Annotated in this window: 15 protein-coding genes; 6 read left to right on the forward strand and 9 right to left on the reverse strand. The window is 45.3% G+C overall.

Annotated features, from left to right (window positions below; genetic code table 11):
• Nucleotides 1-203: 203 nt before the first annotated feature.
• Nucleotides 204-917, forward strand: coding sequence for a hypothetical protein (locus tag JGK39_RS06835; RefSeq protein WP_293255546.1), 714 nt, complete (start codon nucleotides 204-206; stop codon nucleotides 915-917).
• Between the two features lie 318 nt (nucleotides 918-1,235).
• Here the strand turns inward: JGK39_RS06835 and JGK39_RS06840 are convergent, their stop codons facing one another.
• Nucleotides 1,236-1,802: a type II toxin-antitoxin system Phd/YefM family antitoxin gene (locus tag JGK39_RS06840; protein WP_293255543.1), complete on the reverse strand. Its 567-nt coding sequence runs from the start codon at nucleotides 1,800-1,802 to the stop codon at nucleotides 1,236-1,238.
• A gap of 90 nt (nucleotides 1,803-1,892) precedes the next feature.
• On the opposite strand from JGK39_RS06840, the gene metH reads away from it, so the two are divergent.
• Nucleotides 1,893-5,444 (forward strand): methionine synthase, encoded by a 3,552-nt coding sequence (gene metH, locus JGK39_RS06845; protein ID WP_293296066.1) that lies wholly within the window; start codon nucleotides 1,893-1,895, stop codon nucleotides 5,442-5,444.
• 514 nt (nucleotides 5,445-5,958) lie between these two features.
• Here metH and JGK39_RS06850 read toward each other — a convergent pair.
• The 3 genes from JGK39_RS06850 to JGK39_RS06860 all read right to left on the reverse strand — a co-directional run bounded on the left by JGK39_RS06850 (nucleotide 5,959) and on the right by JGK39_RS06860 (nucleotide 7,627).
• The gene (locus JGK39_RS06850; RefSeq protein WP_293255537.1) at nucleotides 5,959-6,228 is read right to left on the reverse strand and encodes a hypothetical protein; all 270 of its coding nucleotides are present in this window, start codon (nucleotides 6,226-6,228) and stop codon (nucleotides 5,959-5,961) included.
• 198 nt (nucleotides 6,229-6,426) lie between these two features.
• On the reverse strand, nucleotides 6,427-7,050 hold the full coding sequence (locus JGK39_RS06855; RefSeq protein ID WP_293255534.1) for a hypothetical protein: 624 nt from the start codon (nucleotides 7,048-7,050) through the stop codon (nucleotides 6,427-6,429).
• A gap of 250 nt (nucleotides 7,051-7,300) precedes the next feature.
• Nucleotides 7,301-7,627 (reverse strand): YbjQ family protein, encoded by a 327-nt coding sequence (locus JGK39_RS06860; RefSeq protein WP_194011360.1) that lies wholly within the window; start codon nucleotides 7,625-7,627, stop codon nucleotides 7,301-7,303.
• A 210-nt stretch (nucleotides 7,628-7,837) separates the two neighbouring features.
• On the opposite strand from JGK39_RS06860, the gene JGK39_RS06865 reads away from it, so the two are divergent.
• Nucleotides 7,838-8,878, forward strand: coding sequence for a tetratricopeptide repeat protein (locus JGK39_RS06865; protein ID WP_366048848.1), 1,041 nt, complete (start codon nucleotides 7,838-7,840; stop codon nucleotides 8,876-8,878).
• 74 nt (nucleotides 8,879-8,952) lie between these two features.
• On the opposite strand, the gene JGK39_RS06870 is transcribed toward JGK39_RS06865, so the two are convergent.
• Together JGK39_RS06870 and JGK39_RS06875 are read right to left on the reverse strand one after the other, a co-directional pair.
• On the reverse strand, nucleotides 8,953-9,411 hold the full coding sequence (locus tag JGK39_RS06870) for a hypothetical protein (protein WP_293255522.1): 459 nt from the start codon (nucleotides 9,409-9,411) through the stop codon (nucleotides 8,953-8,955).
• Nucleotides 9,412-9,423: 12 nt separating this feature from the next.
• Nucleotides 9,424-9,678 carry a papain fold toxin domain-containing protein gene (locus tag JGK39_RS06875; protein ID WP_293296064.1) on the reverse strand — a complete coding sequence of 85 codons (255 nt, stop codon included), beginning with the start codon at nucleotides 9,676-9,678 and terminating at the stop codon, nucleotides 9,424-9,426.
• Nucleotides 9,679-9,966: 288 nt separating this feature from the next.
• On the opposite strand from JGK39_RS06875, the gene JGK39_RS06880 reads away from it, so the two are divergent.
• Nucleotides 9,967-10,128 (forward strand): hypothetical protein, encoded by a 162-nt coding sequence (locus JGK39_RS06880; RefSeq protein WP_293296063.1) that lies wholly within the window; start codon nucleotides 9,967-9,969, stop codon nucleotides 10,126-10,128.
• A gap of 129 nt (nucleotides 10,129-10,257) precedes the next feature.
• Here the strand turns inward: JGK39_RS06880 and JGK39_RS06885 are convergent, their stop codons facing one another.
• Nucleotides 10,258-10,968: a hypothetical protein gene (locus JGK39_RS06885; RefSeq protein ID WP_293255516.1), complete on the reverse strand. Its 711-nt coding sequence runs from the start codon at nucleotides 10,966-10,968 to the stop codon at nucleotides 10,258-10,260.
• Nucleotides 10,969-11,327: 359 nt separating this feature from the next.
• On the opposite strand from JGK39_RS06885, the gene JGK39_RS06890 reads away from it, so the two are divergent.
• The gene (locus JGK39_RS06890; RefSeq protein ID WP_293296062.1) at nucleotides 11,328-12,107 is read left to right on the forward strand and encodes a class I SAM-dependent methyltransferase; all 780 of its coding nucleotides are present in this window, start codon (nucleotides 11,328-11,330) and stop codon (nucleotides 12,105-12,107) included.
• Nucleotides 12,108-12,350: 243 nt separating this feature from the next.
• Nucleotides 12,351-14,042: a beta-carotene ketolase CrtO gene (crtO, locus tag JGK39_RS06895; protein ID WP_293255510.1), complete on the forward strand. Its 1,692-nt coding sequence runs from the start codon at nucleotides 12,351-12,353 to the stop codon at nucleotides 14,040-14,042.
• A 76-nt stretch (nucleotides 14,043-14,118) separates the two neighbouring features.
• Here the strand turns inward: crtO and JGK39_RS06900 are convergent, their stop codons facing one another.
• Nucleotides 14,119-14,913: a HEAT repeat domain-containing protein gene (locus JGK39_RS06900; protein WP_293296061.1), complete on the reverse strand. Its 795-nt coding sequence runs from the start codon at nucleotides 14,911-14,913 to the stop codon at nucleotides 14,119-14,121.
• A gap of 141 nt (nucleotides 14,914-15,054) precedes the next feature.
• Complete coding sequence (locus JGK39_RS06905; RefSeq protein ID WP_293296060.1) at nucleotides 15,055-15,288, reverse strand: polymorphic toxin type 34 domain-containing protein; 234 nt, start codon at nucleotides 15,286-15,288, stop codon at nucleotides 15,055-15,057.
• Nucleotides 15,289-15,431 lie beyond the last annotated feature (143 nt).

Genomic DNA, 15,431 nt, shown 5'->3' on the forward strand with positions numbered 1-15,431 from the left:
ATATAATTTGTCGATACTGGCAAAGATACTGGCGAGGGGAGCCCCTACAACACTTGAAATTATATCATTCCGGCGCAGTTGGAATTGATATGAAATTATGGTAGGGCGATCGGCGCAAACCATAGGTTTAGATATTTTGTTCTAGTTTTAACCTTGTTCGTGGTATAATTCTGCCGGACTGTAGCAGAAAGGGGTGCTTTTTCATGAAAGCAGAGTTTTATTATGACTGTCACAGATATATTTGCAGTTTAGTTCAAGTTGATTTTGTCAAAGAATTAAAAATTAAAAATCATCAAGGTTTTGTGTTGGCTGTTAAACAAGGAGAAAAGATGGGGCTTTTGGGGAAAAGTCGCCATAATGCTAAACAAGTTGATGTATCTAAGCCGCATTTTTATAATGTAATTAAAGCAGCGATGAGCGCTTTGGAATTAGAAACTAGAAATGAGGTAATTTTAGAAAGAAATCGAACTATTGCTGATGGCGAAGAAATGATTCAGCAGCAAAACAGAGAAATTCGCGTTTTGAATGAGCAGCTTAGAATTCAAGCGACTCAGATTGAGCATTTGTCAAGGGAAAACCAGCAGTTATCGGTGCAGTTAGTAGAGAAGGAAATTAGAGAAACTCAAATTAGTCAAGAAATTGAGGAAGATTTAGTGGCGCCGGGAATTGAGGATTTGATTGGAGAATCTGAGATTAGTGAAAAAATCGATGAATTGCCGATTCTAGATTCTGGGTTGGGAGTGGAGTTAATCGAACATCAGCAGGATTTGGAGGAGATTGAGGAAGCGGAAGAAATCAGCGGGGGCGAGGTTGAAATTGTGGATTTAGAAGTTGTAGAAAAAGTGGAAGTTCCAACCGAAAGTGAAATTAAGCACCTGCCTAAAAGAGTTTCACAGAGAAAGATGAGAAAGAAATAATGAAAAGTTTTAATGTTTTCTAAGACTAACAGGTTCGTAGTGAGGACTTCAGTCCTTCTTAAAGGTTCGTAGTGAGGACTTCAGTCCTTTGATTTTACGCGGACTGAAGTCCGCACTACGAACCTTTTATACTTTATTATAGGTTGGGATTTTGGAAAATTTCTCTAATTGTTGTCAGGTTCGTAGTGAGGAGTTCAGTCCTTTGATTTTATGCGGACTGAAGTCCGCACTACGAACCTTTTATTGTTAGGTGCGTCGCTATTAGATTGTCGAGAGGATGCGACGTATTTTCTATGGCGACACACCCTACGAATAGTATTATGATAGCATTTTTAATCGGGCTTGCTCGGCGATTAGGTAGTCTGGCACCCAAAAACGATCGATAGACATGAGAATAGCTACAGAGATGAAAATATCAACATCTTCTCCCATTTCTTCTGTGGGCAATAAACCAAATAATTCGTCGAATTCCTGGACATCTGCTAAGATATTATCAAGGTCTTCTACAAGTTCGTCCGGGTAAATGCAGTGGATGGCTCCATCATCTTCATAATATGCTTCTTCGTCAGGAAAGAATTGTGATGGTTTGAGATCTTCCATGAGATAATCTAACTTTTGAAATTCTGTTTCGGGGACGATCGCCCCTACATCTTCCCCGGCTTGCTGTAAGATAATCCGATCGCCCTTTTGCATCACTCGTTTAATGATCTCGATCGCATTTTCGCAAAAATCCTCAACAGTTAAGCGAAAAAACCCCTCAGAGTCCATCGCCCGTTTTCCCCCCACACCCGCGCCCGCAGCAGAATTTTGACAATTATCCAGGGCGATCGGTAAAATTAGAGGCGCGATCGAACTACGGTCAGCAGCATTAAATCCTTCAGTCATCAGTCGTTCCCCAAGATTCACATAACTGTTGAGAATATTGCACAATAGATAAAAATGTAAATATATAGCACCTACGTCTTTTTACCGCTGATGAATAGCAGATTTCTCGATCGACTCCACCACCCCTCGCGCCCCGTCATCGTCTTCGACGGCGCCATGGGAACCAACCTGCAAGTCCAAAACCTCACCGCAGAAGACTTCGGCGGTAAAGAATACGAAGGCTGTAACGAATATCTCGTGCACACCAAACCGGAAGCCGTCGCCAACGTGCACCGGGGATTCCTCGAAGCAGGCGCCGATGTCATCGAAACAGACACCTTCGGCGCTGCTTCCATCGTGCTCGCGGAGTACGATTTAGCCGACAAAGCCTATTATCTCAACAAAACCGCAGCCGAACTCGCCAAGGGAATCGCAGCCGAATTTGACACGCCGGAAAAACCGAGATTTGTCGCAGGCTCGATCGGGCCCGGAACCAAATTGCCAACCTTAGGACACATTGATTTTGACACTCTCACCGCCGCTTTTACCGAACAAGCCGAAGGACTTTATGACGGCGGCGTTGACTTATTTATTGTCGAAACTTGTCAAGATGTGCTGCAAATTAAATCAGCATTAAATGCCATTGAAGAAGTATTTAAGAAAAAAGGTGCGCGAATTCCGTTGATGGTATCAGTCACAATGGAAGCCACCGGCACAATGCTAGTCGGTTCCGACATCAGCGCCGCTTTAGCTATTTTGCAGCCCTATCCCATAGATATTTTAGGATTAAACTGCGCTACCGGGCCCGATCGCATGGCGGAACACGTCAAATATCTATCCGAACATTCGCCCTTCGTCGTTTCCTGCGTGCCCAACGCCGGTTTACCCGAAAACATTGGCGGTCACGCGCACTACAAACTGACGCCAATTGAATTAAAAATGGCCTTGATGCGCTTTGTCGAAGACTTAGGCGTGCAAGTCATCGGCGGCTGCTGCGGCACTCGCTACGATCACATCCGCGAACTGTCAGAAATTGGCACAACTCTTAAACCCAAAATTCGCGAAATTACTTGGGAACCAGCCGCAGCTTCAATTTATAGTGCCCAACCCTACGAACAAGAGAATTCCTTCTTAATTGTCGGCGAAAAACTCAACGCCAGCGGTTCCAAAAAATGTCGCGATTTGTTGAATGCCGAAGACTGGGACGGTTTAGTAGCAATGGCTAGAGAACAAGTGCGAGAAGGCGCGCACGTTCTCGATGTCAACGTCGATTATGTCGGGCGCGACGGCGTGCGCGATATGAAAGAATTAGTTTCTCGCGTTGTGACTAATGCAACTTTGCCTTTAATGCTGGATTCCACCGAGTGGGAAAAGATGGAAGCCGGCTTGAAGGTTGCGGGCGGCAAATGTTTGCTAAATTCTACTAACTATGAAGACGGAGAACCGCGTTTTTATCAAGTTTTGGAGTTGGCGAAGAAATACGGCGCGGGGATTGTGATCGGGACGATTGATGAAGATGGGATGGCGCGCACTGCTGACCAAAAATTTGCGATCGCCCAACGCGCCTACAACGCCGCCCTCGCCTACGGAATTCCGGCATCGGAAATCTTTTTTGACACCCTGGCTTTGCCGATTTCTACCGGGATTGAAGAAGACCGAAAAAACGGCAAGGCTACCATCGAATCTATCCGCCGCATCCGCGAAGAATTGCCCGGATGTCACGTGATTTTAGGAGTTTCTAACATTTCCTTCGGCTTGAATCCGGCGGCGCGGCAAGTTTTGAATTCCATGTTTTTGCACGAAGCAATGCAGGCGGGGATGGATTCGGCTATTATCAGCGCTAATAAGATTTTGCCGATCGCCAAAATCGACCCCAAACACCAGGAAATCTGCCGCAAACTGATCTACGACGAACGGGAGTTCGACGGCGATATTTGCGTTTATGACCCCTTGGGCGACCTGACAACGGTGTTTGCGGGCAAAACTACCAAGCGCGATCGCACCCAAGACGAAAACCTCCCCGTAGAAGAAAGATTGAAGCGCCACATCATCGACGGCGAAAGAATTGGATTAGACATCCAACTCGCCAAAGCCTTAGAAACCTATCCGCCGCTGCAAATTATCAATACCTTCTTGTTAGACGGGATGAAAGTAGTCGGAGAATTGTTCGGTTCGGGACAAATGCAGCTACCATTTGTATTGCAGTCCGCAGAAACCATGAAAGCGGCAGTTGCCTATTTAGAACCGCACATGGAAAAGTCCGAATCCGGGGACAACGCTAAAGGCACATTCATCATTGCAACTGTTAAAGGCGACGTTCACGATATCGGCAAAAACTTGGTTGATATTATTCTATCAAACAACGGCTACCGAGTGATTAATTTGGGAATTAAACAGCCAGTTGATAATATCATCGAAGCCTACGAGAAGCACAAAGCCGATTGTATTGCGATGAGCGGTTTGCTGGTAAAATCCACCGCATTTATGAAGGAAAATCTGGAAGTATTCAACCAGAAAGGTATCACTGTTCCCGTAATTTTGGGCGGCGCGGCTTTGACTCCCAAGTTTGTGCATGAAGATTGCCAAAATACTTACAAAGGTAAAGTTGTTTACGGCAAAGATGCGTTTTCTGACTTGCATTTTATGGACAAACTGATGCCAGCAAAATCTGCTGGTAACTGGGAAGATTTGCAAGGATTCTTGGATGAAGCTGAAAATGGTAACGGGGCGGTGAAAGAAGCTAAAACTTCGGTAGAAACTGCGGTTGAGGATGCCAATAAAGCAGACATTCCGGTGATTGTTGATACCAGGAGATCCGAAGCAGTTGACGCAAATATCGATCGCCCGAATCCTCCTTTCTGGGGTACAAAACTGTTCTCGCCAGAAGAAATCCCCTTTGAAGAGATTTTCTGGCACTTAGATTTGCAAGCATTAGTTGCGGGACAGTGGCAATTCCGCAAGCCAAAAGACCAATCGCGGGAAGAATACGACGCTTTCTTAGCTGAGAAAGTCTATCCGATATTGGAAGAATGGAAACACAAAATTATCACTGAAAAGTTACTGCACCCGCAAGCAATTTACGGGTATTTTCCCTGTCAAGCTGAAGGCAATTCTTTGCATCTGTACAACCCGGAAATTATGGATAATGGGCAAGATGTATCGACACCCGCTGCAACATTGACATTTCCCCGGCAAAAATCGGCGCGCAGGCTGTGCATTGCCGATTTCTTTGCGCCGAAAGAATCCGGTAAAATCGATGTTTTTCCGATGCAAGTAGCGACGGTGGGAGAAGTTGCTACCGAGTACGCGCAAAAGCTATTTGCTAACAATCAATATACCGATTATCTCTACTTTCACGGGTTGGCGGTACAGACGGCGGAAGCGGTAGCAGAATGGACTCACGCGCGAATTCGCCGGGAATTGGGTTTTGCTAGCGAGGAACCGGACAATATTCGGGATATGCTGGCGCAGCGATATCGCGGTTCGCGCTACAGTTTCGGCTATCCGGCTTGTCCGAATATGGCGGATCAGTACAAGCAATTGGATTTGCTAAAGTGCGATCGTATAAACCTGTACATGGATGAAAGCGAACAACTTTATCCGGAACAATCCACTACGGCAATTATCACCTATCACCCAGCCGCTAAATACTTCACTGCTTAGGATCGCTCCTGTAAATAACTTACAATTTTAATTATTGTGGGATGGGCGTCCCGCCCGTCTATAAGGGACGGGCGTCCCGCCCATCCCACAAATATGTGTAAATTATTTAATTCTCATTCCTTAATTTGTAGGGTGCGCACTGCGCACCTTACTTCTATAGACAAGATTGCATAAGTCTTTGATGGATCAAAAAACCGCCGATGTCAGTAGGGTGCGCATTGCGCACGGCTGGATTTGTTAAAGTGCGATCGTATAAACCTGTATATGGATGAAAGCGAACAACTTTATCCGGAACAATCCACTACGGCAATTATCACTTATCACCCAGCGGCTAAATACTTCAGTGCTTAAGTAGTGGAGTGCGGGCGGAGCAAATCCCTCTCAATGTAGGGTGCTAATTCAGTAGGGTGCGCAATGCGCACGGCCGTGCGCATTGCGCACCCTACATTGAGAGCTATAAACCTAATTGACTATCATAAAAGCATTACGCACGACCGATTGATGTTCTGCTTAGTCAATAGGATCTGCGGTCATGTATGGCTCTGAGATGTGCCAGGCTCGATCGATGCTTGATGCCACCTCCGACAAATGAGCGGAGCAGGCGTGTAAAGAGGAAGACAGTTGTGCGCGGCGCGAGTGCTTTATCTTTTGCTCCATCCTTTTCAATCTTGGCGGACAAAACGTGCAGGAACTCCGCTAGGGCATCATACTTCAAATTGCCGACATCCTCAGCCAATTCCGTTAAGTTGCCCGCATATTTTTCGACGTTCTGAGGATGGATCATTGGGTTCTCCTGACTGTTTGGTGATACACAAACCGCATATTTTTACGGAGATGGTATCACAGAGTCGTGAACAGTGCGCATTGCGCACCCTACATTGAGAGCTATAAACCTAATTAATTATGCTCGAATTAAACCTATAAAAAAGCACCTTAAAAAAGTGCTTTCATGAACATGAAGTTTGATTGTCCCACCAAACTTTTACAAGTGATTCCGGGGAGTGCGGGCGCCTGCGGATGCTCCGGCCATCGAAGCAACCAAACCCAATAGCGATCCGAACAAAAATGACCAACCAGCTTTTGCAGCATTTTCAGCAATATTGCGAGCATCCTGAGCAGATACGTTAGGCGCTTGGTTCGGCAAATTCACTCCGCCTTGCTGTGCTTGATTAATTGCTTCTCCGGCATTTGCAGCCACAACTCCAAAAGTACCGGCTACGCCATTTGCTAACAGCCAAGAGCCAATTGTTAAGGTAGTTGCCCACAAAATGGCCCCGTTCAAAAGCGCGGTGCTGCGGTTCATCGGGCCGCAAGCGCGAGCAGTTACCCAACCGCCAACGCCCAAGCTAATTAACAAACTGATAATTGACCAAATTCCGACTCCAGTACCTACGCTGCTGGCTATACTCCGGGGAGCTCCGGAATTAGCAATGTTGCTCAAGCCGATCGCAGCACCCAACGCACTTAACACCAGTTGCGTGCCGATCGCAATTACCAAACCTGAAAAAATTGGGCCCCACCGCACTAGATCGTGATATTCCATGACCGGCTTAACTAAAGTCTGCTCGGTAACAACGTTATCTACAGGTCTATTTACGTATGCCATAGCTTTTCCTTTCCTTTGAGAGTTGGTTTATTTTTTAACAATCTTTCACCTAAGTATTGATTGTGGCTGAGATTGATAGAAACCATATCTGCCTGGGGAAATAACCAGTATCTATGTCTGAAGAAAGAAACTAAAAAGTCATCAGCCCTAAGCCCGCAGCTATTAGCTAATAACTGCGGGCTTAGGGCTGATAACCAATAACTTTTTTATCCAGTTAAAAAAGTTCCCTGATGTATAGAGGAAAGAGAACTTAGCGCAATCTGACAGCAGTCCCAACGGCAGTAATCAACAGCAAAGCCCCCGAAGAGTCTACATTAATCGTGCCGGTGTCAACTTCCACCCCGATTACGGCATTAGCACCCAGGCGCCCGGCCCGTTTTTCCAGTTCCGCGAGGGCATCTCGCTGTCCTTTGAGAAACACTTCCTCGTAACTGCCGGTGCGCCCGCCGATGATGTCGCGAATGCCCGCGAAGAAATCTCGCAGGGCGTTTGTGCCGTAGACAACCTCGGCAGTTACAATTCCCAAGTAAGATTGAATTTCTGCTCCTTGGATGATATCAGTTGTTGTTACAATCATCAGTTGGCCTCAAGTGCGAAAATTTTGAGTTGGTCGATTTCTGTAGGTTTACTACATCTCGCCGCTCAAAGATTCCAGGCAAACTCTAAGCTGTAAGCTTGTTAAGCTGACACCAATTCGCTCTTTTATTCCACACACTCTTTGAAACAAATGGCCGTTCACAAAAAAAGTCTCTTGGTATTCAGTACGCTGTTGATAGCAGGATGCGCTGTGGCAGTCCCGCTTCGGGCGCTCTCAGCAGAAACGCCTGTGGAAGTTAAAGCTCAAAATAATTCAAATTTAGATGCTCTGCTGCGGCAAGGACGCGAGTTGGTAGATTTAGGAGACTACACTCAGGCGATCGCCATTTATCAGCAAGCAGCCCGTTTAGATGCGGAAAACCCGCGTATTTTTTCCGGGATTGCCTACCTACAAGCGCGTCAGGGCAACTATCAAGCCTCAGTGGAATTTTACCAACAGGCGATCGAGCTTCAACCCAAAAATGCTGACTTTCAATACGCCTTAGGATATGCTATGGCGAACCTGCAAAACTATCCCGCAGCAGCAGCAGCTTACCGCCGCGCCGCTGCCCTCGATCGCAAAAATGTCAACGCCCGAATCGGACTTGGAGTAGTGCTGTTTCAGCAAAAAGATTACAGCGGTGCATTTAAAGCATACCAAGAGGCGATCGCCCTCGATCCAAAAAGCTGGCAAGCTTATTCTTCAATGGGTTTAGTATTGATCCAGCAGGGAAATTTTGCCAGTGCTGTCACCGTACTCAAACAAGCAGCCAAACTCGCTCCCAAACAAGCCAGCATCCAGTTAAAATTAGGTACTGCCCTGCTTCGCAGCGACAACACTTCCGAAGGGCTTGCAGCTTTTGAAGAAGCTTCCAAATTGGAGCCTCGGAATCCAGAAGTGCAGCTAGAAATTGGCGAACTTCTCAAGGGGCAAAATGACTTAGACGGAGCCATCGTAGCTTATAAGCGGGCGATTGACGTGCGCCCGAATCTAGTGGAAGCATACGCTGCGATCGGGGAAATTCAACTACAAAAACAAGATTTCTCAGGAGCAATTATCACTTTTCGGCGAGTGATCCAACTCGATCCAGACCGAGCAGAAGCTTATTATAATATGGGTAAAGCATTCAAAGCGCGCGATCGCACATCCGACGCAATTCAAGCTTTTCAACAAGCCCTCGACACTTACCGCCAGCAAGGAAACAATGATGGCGCACAAAAAGCCGAGGCGGCGCTTAATGAACTAAAGTAATTAGTCAATTGACAGTTGATAGTTGATAGTGTTTCTGATGGGTCAGAATCAACAATCCCCGATCGCGCTACACCTCAGAAACCGGGTTTCTTCAGACAATCTCGTGGGGAAGCGTAAATTGTCGCAGGAACCCGGTTTCTTGGATAGTTAGCCGATCGCGATCGAGCAATTTTTTCTGTTTTTTCAACCTCGCGCTCTAACAAAATTGAGTTAATGTCCTGGCTTTTGTCGCGGTTGCGAAATTGCTCTAAAAGTCGGAAGAAAGAGGCAAAAGCAGCTTTTCCGTCAGCGCACTTGAACAGGATAATTGTGTCCCAGGAATTGGCAGTTTGAATGGAAAAGTGGACTTGCAACCAGGGTTGAAATTCTTGGTAAAAATCTAATTCTTCTTCTTCTGTTGGCATAATTCCCATTTCCTGGCGAGCAAATTTGTACCCGACTAGGAATTGTCGCAGCGCGGTAACTGAAGCCGTACCAATATAGAGTCCGGGTTTCTGTTCTATTTTTTTAAGGAGTTCAAAAAGGTTACTCATTTTCAGATACTTTTACAAATTTTCTAATTCTGTCATAACAAATTGATCGCTATGACAGTGAAAGTCTTTTAACCAATCATCTCGCGATAATCCTCGTGCAGAAAGGTTATCGAAGACTTTGCCCCTAACTTCGACAGCAAAATGTTGACCGTTGACTGTGATAGACTCGTAAATCCCCTGTTCTCCGAGGCGATCGCTGAGAATATAGTCTTCACCATATCGTGTCGTCAGTCTTAGAATCTTTTTCTCAATTCCTCGATCGCGCAACCACTAGATTATGGCTCTAGCACACTCAGCACATTCGAGAAGGTCAAATTGGCAGGTGATTTGCCAGACTTCCTGATAAACTTCCTCGTCAGTCCAGTCACTGAGATATTTGATGCTGATAGAACTCCCTCCTCAAAAGCTTGATTCAATTGCAATTATAACAGCCAGATTTTCCAGAGGAACTGAAGAGAAGCATCTCGGAGAGTCGGTGCGTCAGAATCAAAAATCTCCGATAGTGCGGGTCAAAGAAACCGGGTTTCTTCAGACAATCTCGTGGGGAAGCGTAAATTGTCGCAGAAACCCGGTTTCTTGGATGGTTGGGCGATCGCGCAGGGCCTCAGAAACCGGGTTTCTCAGAAAAATCTCGTGAGGATGCCAAAATTATCGCAGAAACCCGGTTTCTTGGATGGTTGGGCGATCGCGCTGCAACTCAGAAACCGGATTTTTTAGATTGTCCCTTACAGACTAGCTTTTTAATTCACGTTAAATTTCAGCACTCTATAACAACCGGCTCTCCTGGCTATCCGGTGATTGATATAGCTTATGTGTTTCAGGGTAAGGATTTCAGCGATTTTATCACTAAACTTCTGTACTTTCCGATACACTTCCCACCACAAATCCAAGAGAGCCTAACAACCTTGGGGGTTCACATAGTTGATTACGTTGTTCTGGTTTCAGGCTATCATAATTGTTGTTTGACGGAAACTCCTTGATACCAATAATATTTTTGAACTCACTGGTTTTAAAATTACGCCGACCATAAATTTCTAGACAAAGAGGTGTCCGATTGTTCTTTGCTGTTCTGAGAAGAGCTTCATATTGACCGGAATTTTGTTTATACTCTCGCCCAATTTTTGATAAATCTTGATCTACATTCCTAATAATAGACACCTCGTATTCAGGTTGTTTGTCTGGAGGTTTATCGGTCACAACTAAAGTAGTGTCAACTTCATAGTTATTCAATTTTTTTATGTACACATCCTGTATTGTTGTTGCTATCCATACTGGACGAGGTAGCGGTGGCTGACAGTAAGGAGTCAGAATACATATTGCTTGAGGCACTTGGGATATATTCACGAAAAATTCTATTGTTTTGACAACTCCCCCGAATAAAGCCGTGCCAAATATCAGATTTTTTACCCGCTTGCCTGCTACCTTCAACTTTTTTTTCCAGTCGGAACTTGGTGGAGTCTGACCTGAATTTTGTGGAGTCTGACCTGAATTTTGTGGAGTCTGACTTGGATCTGGTACGGTCTGACCTGAATTTGGATTATTCTGTGTATTGTTCATATACTAACTCCTCTCTTGTTTTGAAGATAACTTACTCACACCCTTTGCTAAACTTGAGTTCAACGTAAGCACAATCAGAAATATCACACTACCCCGCTCCCCCATAGATGCAGAAGTGGGTAAGAATTGTTGTTTACACAACCGATGCTAATAGAGCTAATATCAATGCTGACGTTCGGGAACTTTCACCAGCAATAGCTGGCTCGGATGAAAAATTTTATTCAGCTAGTCCCCAATGCTCGTAACTTACAACAGAAGTCAATTTCTACTGATGTTTACAATTTTCAATACAAGGTATCCGGAAAAATTTTTATATTTTTGGAAATTAGGCTAAGATGAAACTGCCACACTAATAACTAATGACTGATAACTCCAAACCGCCGTTATACGAGATGAATCCACTCGGTCGATTTTCCGATCGCACCGCCGATTATGTCAAATACCGTCCGACTTATCCAGCCGCTGCGATCGATGCGATTTTAGCAGGACTTGGGGAACCTTCACAGTTAACCGCAGCAGATATTGGTGCAGGTACGGGGATTTCTTCCCGTTTGTTAGCAGAAAGAGGCCTTCGAGTATTAGCAATTGAGCCCAATACCGAGATGAGACAAGCGGCCGCAGCTCATCCTTTAGTAGAGTTTAGAGACGGAACGTCGGAAGCCAGTAATTTGCCTGACCAATCACTCGATTTAGTCGCGTGTTTCCAGTCTTTCCACTGGTTCAATCCTGTTCTAACTTTACCAGAATTTCGGCGAATTCTCAAGCCGTCGGGAAGGTTGGCTGTAGTTTGGAATTTGCGCGATCGCGCGGATGCGCTGACAGAGGGCTACACTCAAATTGTTAAAAGCGCTTCCAACAATCATCCTGCCTCCAAGCGAGATCGCTCGATCGAACCTTTGCTTGCGAGTGCAGATTTTACTGATGTGCGATCGCTCGAATTTGCTAACAAACAAGATCTAGATTTAGCAGGGTTAATCGGGCGGGCACGAAGCTCATCTTATATGCCGAACTCCGGATCTCCCTTGCAGAAACTTATCTCGGATTTAACCGAACTTTATCAAGCTCACTGCGGCGATCGCGGCTTTGTTTCATTGGTTTACAAAACAATAGTTTATCTGGGAAATCCTACGGATTGTTAAATTTTTCTGTAAAATAGATAAATGAAAAGTTATGTGGTATGATGCTCGGCAAATTGGCGGGGCGAGCTATCGGTAAATTCAAGAGGAAATAAAGGCGATCGCACAGCAGGACTTGGTAAGAACTCCATCTTTTGTAAGATGCTCCAACTAATCTCTTAAGATGAATCTATTTCTATTGATAGAGCCCGCAAAGTTGTTAACATTTGTAAAATGAGCAAAACATCCTATCCCAGAGCTTCATCTATGCAAACGTATGACGTGATTATCATAGGAGCAGGTCACAACGGGCTGGTCTGTGCGTCTTATCTCCTCAAAGCCGGATATACGGTTCTTTTGTTAGAAAAACGTTCGGTTCCCGGCGGCGCCGCGACTACCGAAGCTGCGATTCCCGAATTACCCGATTTTAAATTCAACTTGTGCGCGATCGACCACGAATTTATCCATTTAGGGCCGGTCGTAGAAGAATTAGAACTGGAAAAATACGGATTAGAATATCTTTACTGCGATCCAGTGGCGTTTTGTCCGCATCCAGACGGCAAATATTTCTTAGCGCACGGTTCCGTAGAAAAAACTTGTGCAGAAATTGCCCGCTACAACGAACGCGATGCGAAAAAATATGCCGAATATACAGATTTTTGGCAGCGCGCTTTAAGCGCGATGATTCCGATGTTTAACGCGCCGCCAAAGTCTATAATAGATATTGCCGGTAACTACGATATTGCCAAACTCAAAGACTTATTTTCAGTCATTGGTTCTCCAGACAAAACGCTGGACTTTATTCGCACGATGATTACCAGCGCTGAGGACATTCTCAACGAGTGGTTTGATGAGGAATTTTTGAAAGCACCTTTGGCAAGACTGGCCGCAGAATTGGGCGCGCCTCCTTCACAAAAAACCATTGCTGTAGGCGCAATTATGATGGCGATGCGCCACAATCCGGGGATGGCGAGGCCGCGCGGAGGAACGGGTGCATTGGTGCAAGCGCTGGTCAATTTAGTGAAAACCTATGCGGGTGTAATACTTACCGACCAGCACGTCGAGAAAATATTAGTTGATAACGGCCGCGCTGTCGGTGTTAGAGTTGCAGGCGGCACCGAATATCGCGCTACTAAAGGTGTGATTTCTAATATTGATGCGAAGCGCTTGTTTCTGCACTTGATGGATGATAGCGATGTTGACAGTGCCGATCCGAATTTGCGTGAAAGATTGGAGCGCAAAATTGTCAATAACAATGAGACAATTCTGAAAATAGATTTAGCTCTCAATGAGGTACCTAAGTTCGATCGCTGGAACCATCGAGACGAATATTTAATGGGTTCTGTTTTAATTGCTGACTCGGTGAAACACGTGGAAATTGCCCACAGCGAGCCTGCGATCGGCAAAATCCCCGATTCCGATCCGTCGATGTATGTCGTGTTTCCGACGGTACGAGACCCGTCAATGGCTCCCCCCGGACATCACACGGCTTGGATTGAATTTTTTGCTCCCTACCAGATCGAAAATGCTGAAGGAACTGGCCAGCACGGTACGGGTTGGACGGACGAGCTGAAAAACAAAGTTGCCGATCGCTGCATTGACAAATTAGCAGAATACGCGCCCAATATCAAGAACTCAATTATCGGCCGCCGCGTGGAAAGTCCGGCAGAATTGGGAGAGCGTTTGGGGGCGCTGAAGGGAAATTATTACCACGTTGACATGACGCTGGATCAGATGATATTTTTCCGTCCGTTACCGGAGTTGGCGAATTACAAAACGCCGATCGACGGTTTGTTCCTCACCGGTGCGGGCACGCACCCCGGCGGCTCGATTTCCGGGATGCCGGGACGCAATACGGCTCGGGTGTTCATGCACTCGCAACAGCCGATCGCGCAAACCTTGAGCGATGCGGCTAATTCTCTGAAATCGACGGCTAAGTCGGTGTTTCGGATTAATTAGAAGTAAGATTTTTAACCGCAGATGAACGCAGAGGAACGCAGATAAATCATATCTGTGTTTTTTTCTGTTAATTTATTCAGTCTGCCAGTATAGATTCTGCTTGATGGCGCATCAGGGGAAAACGAAGGGCGATCGCACTCAACACTTTATCTAACTCAGGGGCATCTTTGTCAAGATTTGGCTCCGGCTCCCGTTCCTTCAAATCTGTTAAAATATTCAGGATTATAATCGCTAGCAGTTCATCAGCATCATCCAACAAACTTAATAGTTGCTTGATATCTTCTTTCGCACCCAACCAATACCTCGCTCCCAGCAATTCAGCTTTTATTGGTAAAGGAAGCTCAAGTTTTAGATACTTTTCCAGTTTGGGCAATAGCTGCGATGTGCCTAAAAGTCCTATAGAATTAGCAGCATAGCCTCTAACTGCTCGATCCTCATCTGCATCAAGCAGCGAAAGTTCGAGAGTTTTTATTGCTTCAGGGTCTTCTAAATATCCGAGAGTTTCTGCTGCTGATGCGCGCACCAGTGCTGAAGGGTCATTTCTTAAGATATGCTCTATTGGTGCGATCGCAGGAGTATAACCGAGTTCGCCCAGCGCCTCAACTGTTTCAGATCTAACCAGTTTTTCAGGATCTTTCAGCAGTGGCATTAATGCAGCGCCTACTATTTCTACTTCTTCGATTCCTAGATAACCCAAAGCTTCTGCTGCATGAGATCGAATTAATTCATCCGAGGACTTTAGCAATCTTAATATCTTCGGTACAGCCTCATAAACTTCTGCATCTACAAGCTGTAGGAGTGCCTCTGTTTGCAGGGCATAATCATCAGAATCGCAATAATCTAGCAGTTTTTCAGTTGTCAGCACATTCATAATTTTTTAGAGCCTCTTAATTTTGGTTTGGCAGTGCCGTCCCCATTTCTTGCTTGTATATTTAGCGATCGCACTCGTAAATAAATACTTTAAACAAGTGATATTTCATAACTTTGCGGTGATATTTCATTCTTGATAAGCTTATCTCTTTGCCTTTTTCTTCTTTTTCTTATTGCCACTGCGGCGGCTTCTCCTATCATCAACTGCTTTCTGGGTAGTTTGAATTTTATCTAATTCTGCCTTATCTTTATTTTGTCTAGCTTGCTCTTTCAGGATTTTTAGCGCTGCAAGGATATCTGGCGCTTGACCTGTTTGGATCAGTTGGTTCGCTTTTTCTACTATACCCGTATCGGCGACGTTACCTTCCGAAGTCATGTTTCTGTTGTGCCATAGTGTTTAAATCCTAATAATTTTAAAGGAAAAAGCCCATCGCCCCTCAATAAATCCTCTAACCTAGTACGAGCGAATAATTTCAATTCTAACATAACGGGCCAGTTCCTCCTCTTTGAAAACTCACT

Origin of the sequence: Microcoleus sp. PH2017_12_PCY_D_A, assembly GCF_020738565.1 — a bacterium.
Classification (GTDB): Bacteria; Cyanobacteriota; Cyanobacteriia; order Cyanobacteriales; family Microcoleaceae; genus Microcoleus.